This window comes from Paenibacillus sp. FSL K6-1566, from assembly GCF_038050475.1.
GTDB lineage: Bacteria > Bacillota > Bacilli > Paenibacillales > Paenibacillaceae > Paenibacillus_AQ > Paenibacillus_AQ lactis.
Genome location: NZ_JBBOSR010000001.1, coordinates 1,325,949 through 1,339,172, shown reverse-complemented (window position 1 = coordinate 1,339,172; position 13,224 = coordinate 1,325,949). Strand labels below are relative to the sequence as shown.

Annotated in this window: 9 protein-coding genes; all 9 read right to left on the bottom strand. The window is 52.3% G+C overall.

The window, feature by feature from the left end; all coding sequences use genetic code 11:
• Window positions 1-2: 2 nt before the first annotated feature.
• The gene (locus NST08_RS05710; RefSeq protein ID WP_341341567.1) at window positions 3-1,043 is read right to left on the bottom strand and encodes a sialidase family protein; all 1,041 of its coding nucleotides are present in this window, start codon (window positions 1,041-1,043) and stop codon (window positions 3-5) included.
• Window positions 1,043-3,787 (bottom strand): exo-alpha-sialidase, encoded by a 2,745-nt coding sequence (locus NST08_RS05705; RefSeq protein WP_341341566.1) that lies wholly within the window; start codon window positions 3,785-3,787, stop codon window positions 1,043-1,045. The genes NST08_RS05710 and NST08_RS05705 overlap by 1 nt, the downstream gene beginning before the upstream one ends.
• A 12-nt stretch (window positions 3,788-3,799) precedes the next feature.
• On the bottom strand, window positions 3,800-4,684 hold the full coding sequence (locus tag NST08_RS05700) for a carbohydrate ABC transporter permease (RefSeq protein WP_341341565.1): 885 nt from the start codon (window positions 4,682-4,684) through the stop codon (window positions 3,800-3,802).
• Between the two features lie 11 nt (window positions 4,685-4,695).
• Window positions 4,696-5,652: an ABC transporter permease gene (locus NST08_RS05695; RefSeq protein WP_084046713.1), complete on the bottom strand. Its 957-nt coding sequence runs from the start codon at window positions 5,650-5,652 to the stop codon at window positions 4,696-4,698.
• Between the two features lie 21 nt (window positions 5,653-5,673).
• Complete coding sequence (locus NST08_RS05690) at window positions 5,674-7,257, bottom strand: extracellular solute-binding protein (RefSeq protein ID WP_341034280.1); 1,584 nt, start codon at window positions 7,255-7,257, stop codon at window positions 5,674-5,676.
• A gap of 160 nt (window positions 7,258-7,417) precedes the next feature.
• Window positions 7,418-9,868, bottom strand: a complete 2,451-nt coding sequence (locus NST08_RS05685; RefSeq protein ID WP_341341564.1) for a helix-turn-helix domain-containing protein — start codon at window positions 9,866-9,868, stop codon at window positions 7,418-7,420.
• Between the two features lie 226 nt (window positions 9,869-10,094).
• Window positions 10,095-10,265, bottom strand: a complete 171-nt coding sequence (locus NST08_RS05680) for a hypothetical protein (RefSeq protein WP_007131227.1) — start codon at window positions 10,263-10,265, stop codon at window positions 10,095-10,097.
• Window positions 10,266-10,279: 14 nt separating this feature from the next.
• Window positions 10,280-10,921, bottom strand: coding sequence for a TetR/AcrR family transcriptional regulator (locus NST08_RS05675; RefSeq protein WP_341341563.1), 642 nt, complete (start codon window positions 10,919-10,921; stop codon window positions 10,280-10,282).
• 180 nt (window positions 10,922-11,101) lie between these two features.
• Window positions 11,102-13,111 (bottom strand): PTS fructose transporter subunit IIABC, encoded by a 2,010-nt coding sequence (locus NST08_RS05670; RefSeq protein WP_341341562.1) that lies wholly within the window; start codon window positions 13,109-13,111, stop codon window positions 11,102-11,104.
• Window positions 13,112-13,224 lie beyond the last annotated feature (113 nt).

Below are 13,224 nucleotides of genomic sequence, written 5' to 3'. Positions count from 1 at the left end.
CCTTATGGATTAGGTCTTAACAGAAAATCATCCTCATAAAAGCTGTACCCGCGAATTTGCGCTTTCAGCGCATCGTCGGCAATATATTGGACAACATAGATTTCCCCATCTTCAAATTGCACCCATCCCGAATAACCGAGATCGGCTGCCGGGCTGCGGTCATAATCGATGGGCATGATTCTCGTCCACTGCTCCCGCCGCTCGGTCGCCTTTGCCGATTCCTGATCCGTCAGTGCGACAAAGAAGTTCTGCGTCCAGGTGCCGAGCCAGCCTTTGCCGCCTTGCATGAAACGGTACGCGATCATAATGTTTCCGCTCTGCAGCATCCCTGCAACCGGACGATGACACCCGGGGATGGGGACGCGGTAGGGTCCGCTCCAAGTCTCGCCCTGGTCATAGGAAATCGATTTGTAACAATCGAGCCCCAGCCCGGAGTTCTCCCGCAGGAAGGCAACCAGGGTTCCATCCGGGAGCGGAAGTATGCTCCCCTCGCACAGCTTCAGATCCGGATGCGAAGCCACAGTAACCGGTCCGTACCAATCTTCGCCTTGGCTATCCGAGTACCATAGACGCTGCTCGCTGACGCCTGTCTCCGCATTTCGCTCATGGGCGGACAGCAGCCACCGTCCGGTTGCAAGCTCGCACAGCTTATCCGGCACGATACCGGTAACCGGCGTCTCGATGGGCTCGGACCAGCGGTTCCCTTCGGCATCCCCAATCCATATATAATTCCGTCCCCCGTTCTCCTTCTTCTCTCTAATCAGATCTGCGACGATAACAAGCCGGTCATCCCGCAGTCTCGAAATCCGAGCGCAGTTCCAGTAGGGAAATCCTTTCGTCCATGAGGTAAACGGCTTCTTGTCACTCCAGGTTCTTCCTCTATCCGTACTTTCAGTCAGCATCAGGCGCGTAGCCGACCTGTCGCCGTGATGCGTGCATTGGGAAAATACGCATACCAGCTTGCCCGCTGCAGTTAGCGTTACATCGGGCCATGCTTCATACCATTCCTCGTCTCTGCTGATCGCAAACTTTTCAATCGCCATTAACGTTCATCCTCCTTAACCGTTCTCGCCACTTCCACGGTTATTGTCTTCGTCGTTGAATGCCCGGCCTTATCCCTTGCTTCATAGGTAATGATATACGCCCGCTTCTCTCCGCGCCGATGGTTTGCGGCCAACAGCTGAAAGGACGTATCCGCTGTTCCGATGTCCGCATCCCGAATTCCCTCAAGAGGGTCCGGCGTGCCTTCGGTTGTGACAGACACCAATACAATTGAATCGATTCCGGATGATTCATCCTTGGGGTCAAGCCTTATCTCCATCGGCACCCACTTGCGGTTAGGCGGCCAGAGAACCTCAAGATTCGGAGTGACCGTGAGCTCTGGCTCCGTCTTGTCAATGGGAAGCGCCAGGGTCCGGGTCTCTTCCACATTGCCTGCTCCGTCCCGGCTCCGGTACTCCATCGTGGTGATTCCTTCCGCAGAAACGGAGACTGCTCCTGAATAATTCGTCCATTCCCCGCCATTCAGCCGATATTCCGTGTAAGTCACCTTGGAGCCTTGATCCGCTGCCGTGAGCTCCACCGTCACATCGGACGTATACCATCCATTCATTCCGTCCGGCTCGTTCGGCGTAACGACAGCTTCCGTGACCGGGGCGGCTGCGTCGGACGGAAGCTGATACAGCTTCCTGATGTCGGATGGATCCAGCGCATGGCGATATATCCTTACATCGTCCAGACTGCCGCTCCAATCCCGATTGGCAACTGTGCCTTTATCAAAGCCGACCAGCGGCGGAGCGTCTTCGTTCGTCACATTCATAGCGGCACCGTCAAATTGGGCCGATGTCGCAGCCAATTCCCCGTTGACGTACACCAGAAGATTGCCGCCCTGCCGGACACCGGCAACATGCGCCCATTCCCCGGTCTTGACCAGACCGGACGGCGTTGCTATGCCAATCTCCCTGTTCAGCGGCAGCCCGTTCAGATTCATCCGGACTGCACCGTTCTGTTCAACCGACATCCACCACTGCGGGACGCCCCGGCCGGCCGTTCCGTACCATATCAACAGATGCCGCTGCCGGGAAAGCGTCTCGGGGTTGACCCATGTCGCGAAGGTAAAATCGCCGGTTCCAAAATGAAGATCATCGGCCTTCGTGATCTCGACGTGCGAACGCTGCATGGCATCCAAATGCAGAACATGGCCCTGTCCATCGGAACGCACCGCCCCAGGCAGGATCGCCGCGCCGTTCTTCAGCAAGCCGGTATGCCCTCTGCCTGTCACATCCGTCACGCCCTCAACGCTAACCTGCTCGAAATCCCAGTGCAGCAGCAGCTCCGGACGCGGTCTGGACCTATCCAATTCAATCGTATAGGTGCGCGTGCGATGCCCAAGCCGGGCCGTAACGAGAAGCTTATCAAGTTCGCCCAGCCGGATCGTCCTTGGTATTCCTGGTGCTGCCGGCTCGCCCGCTATTTCGATTTCGACGCCAGCTTTCGATGCGATCGGCGTAACCGTCACTGCTTCGCTTCCTTCATACAATGTAAGGCGGTAATGCTCGATATCGCTCCTAAACACGGGGGACAGCGAGCCTTCCGAGAACACCAGGCCGTCCAGCTGCACATCCTCCGTTTCGAACCAAGCCAAATTGAAGGTTGCAAACATGATTTTGTCATAAGGTGTATAACCCCCGCCTTCAAACAACAGACCTATCGTTCCGTCCGGCAGTACGGTGAGCGAGGAGTAGGCGGAATGCCCGCTGTATACCGTTTTCGCTACCGGCCAGGTGGCTCCGTCGTCATGGCTTAGGCGGACCGTCATATTTTCCCTGACGTTCTCGCTGGCCGGATTGGCGAATACCAGCAGCCTGCTGCCAAGATCATTATCGGCCGGCAAATAACGCACAATGCTCGCTTGCACGACCGGATCAATCAGCTCAGGCGCATAGTGCACAGGTGACCAAGTCGCTCCTTGATCTCTGCTTGTCGAGATCGCCCTCCGTTTACGTTCTTTGTTGGCGGACAAGCGGTCGTTCCGCATCAAGGTGCCGTCCGTCAATTCCACCACGGTGGCCTCGTTCGTATCCCCTTGAATATAGCCGCTCTGATACCAGGTTAAGCCATGATCGTCGCTCTGGATGTTCCGGCCAATCGCGGGAATCACCAGCCGCCCTTGGTTAGGTCCATGCCGAAGCTGAATGCCGATGGCAGGCCCTGTTGCATCCCACCTTATATCAGGCGGCTGCACATCTTCAAACCGATTAACCGGCTCCGACCAGGAAGCTCCGTCATCGTCGCTGTATGCGCTCCAAATCGTCCGTACGCCCCTGCTCGTTCCATTGTTGATCTCCTCGATCGTGTCGTCGCCATAATTATGGTTCATAAATAACCATATGCGGCCATTGCTCTCATCTTGTACCGCTGTTGGATTGCCGCAGGTATCCGCGCCCATATCGCAGACCGTTTGGAGCGGCCCCCATGTCGTGCCGCCGTCCATACTGCGCTTTAGCACAAGGTCGATGTCTCCCGTATCGGAAGCGCTGTTTTTCCGCCCCTCGGCGAACGCCAGCAGGGTTCCGTCCATGGTCGTCAACACGGTCGGAATGCGAAACGTATGATACCCTTCCGTTCCTGCCACGAACAAATCGATATTGCGAAACTGCGCTTCCCCGTCGGCCGCTGCCTCAGCTTTGGCAGCATTACTTAAGCTAACGGGGCCATGAGGGAAGCAGGCAGCCATAACAATAAACACCATCCAGCCAATAAACGCCTTGCGAAGCGGCCTCATCATAAACGAACCCTCCTAACCTTTAATGGAGCCGACCATAACCCCTTTAACGAAGTACTTCTGCAGAAACGGATACACAAACAAGATGGGAAGCGTGCTGATGATTATAACCGCCGACTTCAAAGTGGCGGCCGGCGGGGGATTCTGCACGTATTCCAGCTGTGCCTCGTTTTGCGTTATCCCCGTTAGCAAAATATTGCGCATGATGACCTGGATCGGCATCTTGTTAATGTCATTGATATAGATTGATGCCCCAAACCAATCATTCCAATGATGAACCGCATAGAACAAGCCGATCGTTGCCATAGCCGGCATGGAGAGAGGAATGACGATTTTGAACAGAATCAGCTGAGGCGTAGCCCCGTCAATGACGGCGGACTCCTCCAGCTCCTCCGGCAGTCCCATGAAGAAATTCCGAAGAATAAACAAATTCCAGGCGCTGACCAAGCTTGGAAAAATAAGCACCCAAAGCGTATCCTTAAGCCCCAGCGTATCCATCAGCATATAATTAGGGATCAAGCCGCCTTGAAAGATCATGGTCAGAAAGATGAACAGCACCAGCCCGTTTCGGCCCGGCAAGCTCCGGCGCGCCAAACCGTATGCCAGCATGGACGTGAACAGCAAATTGAGGAACGTGCCCACGATGACCCTGAAAAGCGTAACCTGATAAGCATTCAAAATGATCTTCCCCCGGTTAAGAAGCACGTCATAGGCCGTAAAGTCGAGCCTTTCCGGGATCAGCACGAATGCCCCCCGGCGCATGGATTCCTCTGCGCTGATGAACGACGTCGACAGCACCGCCAGAAACGGGATGACGAACATGAGGGACAAAAAGATCAGGAAAACAATGTTGGCAGCATCAAAAATACGTTCGCTTCTCGTCGGCTTTATTCCACCCACCGTATCCCTCCTTACCAGATTCCCGTTTGGTTCATTCGCTTCGCGAAATAATTCGCGCCCAAGATGAGCGTCATGGCCAGAAGATTTTTGAATAAACCGACCGCCGTGGCGAATGAATAGTTAAGCGATGTCAGGCCCTCTCTATACACATACGTATCGATGATGTCAGCCACCTCGTATACCGCAGGCGAATACAGCAGCAGCACCTTTTCGAACCCCGCATTCAGCAATCCCCCGATCGACAGGATAAGCATAATGACAATGACATGCGAGATGCCTGGCAGCGTGATATGCCATGCTTGACGAAGCCGGTTGGCACCATCGATTTTTGCGGCTTCATACAGTCCCGGATCAATCCCGGCCATGGCTGCCAAGTACAAGATCGTGCCCCATCCGACGGTCTGCCACACATGGGATACAACGAGGATGGACCGGAAATACTTGGGCTCCCCTAGGAACAGAATCGGCTCTCCGCCGAAAAACACGATGATCGCATTAAGCAATCCATTGTCCGTGGACAGCATCATCATGATGAGTCCTGCAACCACGACGGTCGAGATGAAGTGCGGCAAGTACGAGACGGTTTGAACGAACCGCTTGAACAGCCCGTTCTTCAGTTCATTCATCAAGAGTGCCAATACGATTGCAGCCGGAAACCCGAACAACAGATTGTAGAAGCTGATCAGGAACGTATTGCGGAGAACATTCCAGAAATAATAGGATTGAAAGAAACGGACAAAATGATCGAAGCCTACCCATTCGCCCGATAATATCCCGCGTACTCCTTCGAACGGCGAGATGTCTTTGAACGAAATGATGACGCCAAACATGGGCACGTAATCAAAAATAAGAAAATATAATAGACCGGGCAGGATTAAGTAATAGTAGAACCGATGCTTTTTCACTGCAGGCCATCGGCTTTTTTTCTTGGACTCCGGCGGGGGAACCGTCGCTGCTTTAAGCTCCATGATAGGCGTGCCCTCCCGCTTTTATTTTTTCAGCTCGTGGTATTGCTTCGTGTATTCATCAATCCACATCTGCAGCCCCGCCTTGTTCAATTGTTCAATGTATTGATCAAATTCACCCAGAGGTCTTACACCGGTCACAAACTTTACGAGCTCCTCGCTCCGCAAACGATCCAGGTCCTCCAGCATGGGAACATTCTGCTTCAGCCGCTCCTTGTCGTAGACGACGGTCGCATCCAGCGGCATTTTGGCAGCGCTCACATTCGTAATTTCATGATTTAAATAATCGGCGTGCATCTTCTTCACCGGATCGCGGAAGGCGTATTTGTTCTCCGTCGCAAGGCCCAAAGAGAGCATATATTCGCCGGCATACCGAAGCTCCGGACTAAGCAGCTCGATCTCGAACTTTTGGTCATCTAAATATTTCCAATTCCTGCCGAAGGCTGCATTCAGGGTATTGGTCGGCAAGTCCTTGTATTGATAATTGATAAACTTGATTACGGCCTCCGGATTTTTGGCCTTTTTCGTGACCAGCATGCCCGTTGTGTTTCCGCGCGACGCCGTCATCAGCTTGCCGGCAGGACCCGTAAGATCTCTCGCAATCGCATAGTCCGCGCCTTCCGGAAGGTTTGGCTTGATCTGCGGGAACAGCAGCGTAATTCTTGAATACCACATGGAAGACATGCCCACCCGGTTGGTCTTCAGCAGCTCGAGCGGGTCAAATTTGGCAAAAGCCTCCTTGTAGATGTAGCCCTTCTGATACCAGTCCGCCATCTTGGCCAAGAAATCCCGGTAGCCCGGCGCCAGCTCGACCGGCTTGATTTTGTTATCGGCAGGGTCGAGCCAGTTGCTGTTGCCGCCTTCAACGAAGCCGCCCATGAGCGCATTATTGATTCCATTGATATCGGTCATCATGGGAATGGTATCCGCTTTGCCGTTGCCGTCAGGATCGCCCTCCTGGAACGCCTTCATCACCGCCTCGAGCTCATCGATCGTTTTCGGCATTTCCAAGCCCAGCTTCTCCAGCCAGTCTGTGCGAATCCATACCGGATAATGAACGGAAGGCAAGCCGCGGGGAATCCCCCAGATCGTCCCGTCTTTATCGGTCATATAATCCCAGGCTTCCTGCGGCCATGCCTTCAAAATATCCTGGCCGTGCTCCTCCAGCAAATCGTTCAGCGGAATGATGGCCCCCTTCGAAGCATACTGATCCCAATCCCCCTGAAATACATCCACTTGATCCTTGGACCCGAGCAGCAGGTTCAGCTTTTCGCCCTCGGAGCCTTTCGGAGGCACAATGGCGATCGGCTCAATCCCGAGCTCTTCCATATACATCTGTTTCATTTCCTCCAACGCGTCCGGTACGCTGCCTTCCGGCTTCTGATTCAAAGCCCCGGTATTCTGGTAAATATAAATTTTGGGCATTTCCCCGGAGCCCTTGCTGGAACCTCCATCAGCTTCCTTGGATCCGGTTGGTGTTCCATTGCCCCCGCTCCCTCCGCCGCCACATGCCGCGATCGCCAGGACGAGCATGGCCGTCAGCGTGGTCTGTGCGAATTTTTTCATCATAATCCCTCCTTCTACTTTGCGGGTCCACGATTCCAACATGGCCGGGACCTTCTGTCAGGTGACACCTTATCACGGATTGTAAACGCTTTAAATGAAAAACGCCGTACATTTATAACAACATTTCTACTTATCAATTATTTGTTATGGAAGCTAAAAATCCCGGTACTCCTTTGGCGGGAGCAAGGAGCCGGGATCATGGTTAAGAGTATATTTTTTTGTATTCGCCGGGGGTGAGTCCGGTTATTTCCTTAAACACTTTAATAAAATAGTGGGCGCTGCCGAATCCGACCTGTCTGCCGATCTCATTGATTTTAAGCCTGCCTTCCGCAAGCAGACGCTTGCTGTTATCGACCCGAACCTGCTTCAAATAATCAATGAAGGGCTGACCGGTGCTTTGCTTAAACAATCTGCTGATATAAGCCGGATTGAGGTTCAACCGCTCGGCTACCCACGAGAGCGAAATATCTTTATCGTACTCGTTCTCCAGGATCTCGATGATTTTGGCGATATGCTGATTGCCCCTGGCATGAATTTCTTGACGGATGCATTCAATTCCACGAGTTATAAGCGATTGAAACCAGAGGACAATGTGATCCAGCGATTCCAGATCAAGCAGCTCCCGATAGGGATCTGTTCCGTCCCCGAACAAAATCTCGATGTCCGTTCCGAACGAGCTGAAAGAATGCCGGATTGATGTAAGCAATTGAATGAAGATCGGCTGGATCTGGTTGTAATGCAGCTTATTCTTGCAGGCTTCGATCTCGGCCACAAAAGCCCCGAACGTCGAGAGTGCTTCCTCCAAGCAGGCGGTCCGGATGTAATTATTGAGCTTCTCCTCAAGCTGGCTTGGATAAATAAAGGTCTGCCCGTTGTCGGCACGGATATCGTCCATGGATATAACATAGCCTTTGCCATACAGAATGCGATATTTCAGCGCCTCCGCCGCTTCTTCATACGCAAGCGGCAGCTCGCCGATCCCCTTGCAGATGCTTCCAACGCCGAGGGAGCATTGGGCTCCCAATCGGGCATTGACTTCATCGAGCAGCTGCTGCGCCAGGTGGAATAATGGCTGGCGTCCCTTGCCGGGAAAATGAAAAACAAGAGCGACCTTGTCCTTTTCCACATTGACCACGAAAAATGCGGTCTCCTGCCCCAAAACCTTGCTGTCCCGCAGGGCATCCATGATTTTGATCTTGCACAGATCCTGAGCCAGCATATCCTCGCCATTCGAGGCCAGCTCCTCATCAATAGACAGCAAGAATACGGACAGATCATGAAGGCTGATGTCGAGCCCAAGATAATCCTTCTTCGCTTCAATCTCTTCAAGACTCATGGCATGCCGCTGCAGCAATGATTGTTTAAACCGTTCCAATTGGAAAGGCAGGCTTTCCTCCAGCCGTTCTTTATAATAATTGCGCTCATCGATGGTCGAACTGACAAAGCTGCCGATGACGCTGAGTTCATCATTCGCCCCCTTAAGCGTATGATCCGGAACGTGAACGCTCCTTTTACGGTGCCTGAAATCCTGATGATCGTTACCCTTTCCACGATCCGGCCGGATATCATCCTCCCTGCCTTTCGCCAGCGCATTCAAGCGGGAAATGGGCTTATACAAGCTTCTGGACGAAAAATAGGACAGCAGCAGCGAAAAGAGGATTAAGGCGCCGGCTGTGTAGGTTATCGTCTGTTTGATGTCAATCGTGCCCTGGGTATATACCCCCATATCGGAGACGTTGACAAACGTCCAATCCAGCAGTTTCGAGGAGGAGTAGCTGACCAGCTTTTTGCCGCCGTCCAGCTCAATGGAGTAAGATCCCGCCCCGCCTGCATGTTGGAGCGCTTCGGATAATCCGATTCGCGGAAAGTCATCCTTACCGGAAGCTTGGCTGCGGAACACGATATTTCCGCTGGAGGACACGACATACATGTCGTCATTCGCGTTCAGTTTGCTGATAATATCCGCATAAATCATGGATGCATCGAGGTTAACGATAATCGCGTTGCTGGCTTTCTTGGACTTGTAGATCACGGACAGGAGCTCTTTCTCGCCTTGAGGGTATTGCTTGGCGACCCGGGTGTCCAGGAAAACGGGGTTCATCTGCATGTTTTGCACGGCTTCATACCAGCCTTGATCATAAAAGTCCTCTCGGCGGAACTGGCGGTTCGAGCGGTCATTGTCCGAGGTAATCACCAGGTTCTTGCTGCTGTCGTAAAAATATACGGAATCCACGAATTGATCCGAAAGTTTAAATGAGTTCATCGTGAGGAAGGTGTTCTTCTTAGCCTCCAAATAAGCATACAGCGCAGGCAAATCCTCCTTCGGGATCGCCCCTTGGAGGCTCTCGTAATAAGCCCCGTTCGGGAAATTCTCGAAGCTGATAAAAGAACGATTAAGCGCAAGCAAATTCGAATTTTCCTTAATCCGGTTCAATAGAATCTCAAGCGTGTTGATCGTTTGGTTCAAATACTGCAGCTTGTTGTTTCCCGTCTCTTCCTCGACAATGTCAGATACTCTGTAATAAGCGAAGATATTGGACATCAGGCTCGGAAGCACGGTAATCAACACGGTCGTGACGATTAACTTTAAAAAGAACTTACGCCTTTTTATTCTTCCAATCGAGTCGATCCAGATTCTCAGCTGAGGCATCATCCCTATCCCCCTTGGTCCGAAATATTGTATATTGCATGCCGGAACCTGTAGAGAATCGTGCTGTTCAAGCCGCCGTTCCAGGGATTAAATAAAGCGCTTTCAATTACTTTTAAAATGATTATACCTTATAGGCTTGTTGTTGGGGTATAGGGAGGGATCGTTTGAGGCAAGTATGGATCCTTTCCTTTTCTCAGCGATCCCGCATGTTTGGTTGCGTTAGTATTCATCATTTTCGCAGCAGGTTGAAAATCGCCTCCAGTCGGATCGTATGGCTGCATGACTCGCAGGTATACTTCCCGCGTTGGTTGTTTTCCTTAAAATTAGCGTAACCCGCGCTTCCTTCGTAAATCCGGAATTTCTTCTTGCAGCAGAAGCATTCCACCTCGTAGAACAGCATGCCCCGCCCCCTCCTCATTCGTAATCTACGTTACTTACGGCCCGCTCAAAGATGCCGATCAGCTCCTCCGTGTACTCCTTCACGCTAAGATCCGGAGTACGCATCAGCTCAAGGCTGAATCCATCAATGGCATGGCGAATGGCTAACGCCGTGACCCGTGCCGACAACGGGGTAAATGTCCGGAAGCATCCAGCCTCCGCACCCGCATATAGAATCTCCTCAATAGGCTGATAGATGCCCTCGTCCGCATCCGCTGAGAACCGAAGCTTTCCATCCTTCGTTCGCATGCCTGCCGCGATTTCCACGACGGCAAATACCATTTCCCGGTGCTCCGCAATAAACGCCAGATTCGCCTCCATATACTTCCTAAGCCGTTCTTTCGGTGTGGCTGCGTTAGCCACAACTGGACGGATAAAAGCCTCCGCCGAGATCGCGTAAGCCGCCACCACTTCTTCCAGCAGATCATCCTTACTGGCAAAATGATAGGTAATCACCCCTTTGCTAACATTGGCGCGCTTGGCGATTTGCCCGATGGAAGCTTGGGCATAGCCGACTTCGGCAATCGTCCCGATCGCGCATTGGACGATTTGAGCACGGCGGGCTTTTTCGATAAACGACAAGTCATTGGGGTCATTTGCTTTATTTTTAGTACTCATGTTTATATTTTAGTACGATCGTACTAATTAATCAATAAAGAACCGGCCCATCTTTTACCGATGGCCGGCCCTTTCATCGCTGTCTAACGACAGCCATTATCTTTTTGCTTAAACCAAGCTCCTTGGGCTGCTGCTGCCCACCCAACCAATGGCCAGGTAAAGTCATTTTAGCATCTTGAATTATTGCACCTGATCGAGCAATCGATAGGCCTCTTCCTTCGATGTCACCGCCAAGAGCGCTTCTCTGAAATCATCGTCCATCAGCTTACGGGACAGCATCTGCAGCACTTTCAAATGCGCATTTTGTTTACTATTGCGCGGCACGGCAATCATAAAGATCAATTTGGCTTCGCTGCCGTCGAGACTCTTCCAGTCGACACCATCCCGCTGAATACCAAAGACCACGCTTGGTTTCAGGACAGCATCCGATTTACCGTGAGGAATCGCAATATTCATGCCGATGCCGGTGGAGCTTTCTTGTTCCCGGGCTAATATGGCCTGTTTAAAATCACCGTCAGCTCTGACCGCCCCATTCCGCTCCAATACAGCGATCATTTCGTCGATAACAGCATCCTGTGTCGTACCGGCCAGATTCAGGTTAATGAGATCCGGTGTTACGATATCCGTCAATTTCTCAACGCGGATAGGAGACGCTTCCATCGTTGTACCGTTACTGTTCTCGGCTGAAGCCGCTTCGGTTGCATCCGCAGCCACGGCTGCAGCTGGGGCCGCTTCGGCTCCGGCTGGCTTTTCTACTGCTTCTGCTCTTCCTTCTCCAACAACTGCTGGAGTCACAGCTGCAACATCTTTCTTGAGCAGGCTCACCATGATAACCGACACGGCTGCACCGACCATGACCGCTATGAAGAACATCAACACATGATCCACGGCACCGAGCACGGCTACAATCGGACCGCCATGGGCTACGCTGTCACCGACACTGCCCAGCATGGCAATCACCGAACCTGTCATGGAACCGACCATAATACTCGGAATGACGCGTAGAGGATCTTGCGCCGCGAATGGAATCGCTCCTTCGGTAATACCGAACAATCCCATCGTAAATGTTGCTTTTCCAGCTTCACGTTCCGCAGGCGTAAACTTCCTTTTGTTCATCATGGCCACCAGTCCCATGGCAATCGGAGGAACACAGATGGCAACGGCAATTTGGCCCATAATTTCATAGTTTCCTTCACCGATCATGGCCGAGCCGAACAGGAACGCAACCTTATTCACGGGACCACCCATGTCAAAAGAAATCATCGCTCCCAGAATAAGCGCGAGCAGAATCGAACTAGTACCCTGCATTCCCGCAAGCCAGACGGTTAACGCTTCAAACAGATCCGCAACCGGAGCGCCAATCACAAAGACGAAGATTAACCCTACAACTAGCGAAGCCAGTACCGGGATAACGATAATGGGCATAATCGGCTGCAGCGACCGAGGAACCTTGATCCTTTTAATAGCAAGTGCAACATAACCCGCCAGGAAACCGGCAATAATCCCCCCGATGAATCCAGCTCCTGCTTCACTTCCATAAAAGCTGCCGTTCGCAGCAATGAACCCGCCGACCATACCTGGTGCAAGACCGGGCCTGTCCGCAATACTCATGGCGATAAATCCGGCAAGGATCGGAACCATGAAGGTAAACGCAGCCGCGCCGATACTTTCAATCGTTTTCCAGATCGAATCTTCCGGTATCACCAGGCCACCCGGCGTTTTCACGCCGCCCATCGTCAGGGCGATTGCGATGAGCAGCCCGCCGATCACGATAAACGGCACCATATAGGATACACCGTTCATCAAGTGGCGATAGATCGGATTTTGTTTGGGTTTGTTCTCTCCCGTCAGAGCTTCAGCCGACTTGGACTGTGCCTGGTAGACGGGCACATCCCCTTTCATCACCCGTTGAATCAGTTCTTCCGGACGACGGATGCCATCCTGCACCCCAACGACAAGCAGTTTTTTACCCACAAACCGGTCCTTCACCACCGTCTTATCCGCTGCGATAATAATGCCATCCGCTTCGCGGATATCCTGCTCCGTGAATTGATTCTCCACGCCAATGGAGCCTTGGGTCTCCACTTTCATCTCAACGCCAAGCTTCGCGCCTGCCTTCTGCAGATTCTCAGCGGCCATATACGTATGTGCAATTCCGTTAGGACATGAAGTAATCGCTAGTATTTTCATGTTCGTCATTCTCCTTCGCTGTCATGTTCCCGCTTACATTTATAGTGTACACGCTGAAAGCGCTGTTATCGGATGAACTTATTACCGGAACTTTCGGAAAAAACGGATTTATT

Excerpts from the sequence above, each read along its gene's own strand:
- NST08_RS05710 (WP_341341567.1), bottom strand. The coding sequence starts at position 1,043 with ATGGCGATTGAAAAGTTTGCGATCAGCAGAGACGAGGAATGGTATGAA.
- NST08_RS05705 (WP_341341566.1), bottom strand. The coding sequence starts at position 3,787 with ATGATGAGGCCGCTTCGCAAGGCGTTTATTGGCTGGATGGTGTTTATT.
- NST08_RS05695 (WP_084046713.1), bottom strand. The coding sequence starts at position 5,652 with ATGGAGCTTAAAGCAGCGACGGTTCCCCCGCCGGAGTCCAAGAAAAAA.
- NST08_RS05690 (WP_341034280.1), bottom strand. The coding sequence starts at position 7,257 with ATGTTGGAATCGTGGACCCGCAAAGTAGAAGGAGGGATTATGATGAAA.
- NST08_RS05685 (WP_341341564.1), bottom strand. The coding sequence starts at position 9,868 with ATGATGCCTCAGCTGAGAATCTGGATCGACTCGATTGGAAGAATAAAA.
- NST08_RS05680 (WP_007131227.1), bottom strand. The coding sequence starts at position 10,265 with ATGCTGTTCTACGAGGTGGAATGCTTCTGCTGCAAGAAGAAATTCCGG.
- NST08_RS05675 (WP_341341563.1), bottom strand. The coding sequence starts at position 10,921 with ATGAGTACTAAAAATAAAGCAAATGACCCCAATGACTTGTCGTTTATC.
- NST08_RS05670 (WP_341341562.1), bottom strand. The coding sequence starts at position 13,111 with ATGAAAATACTAGCGATTACTTCATGTCCTAACGGAATTGCACATACG.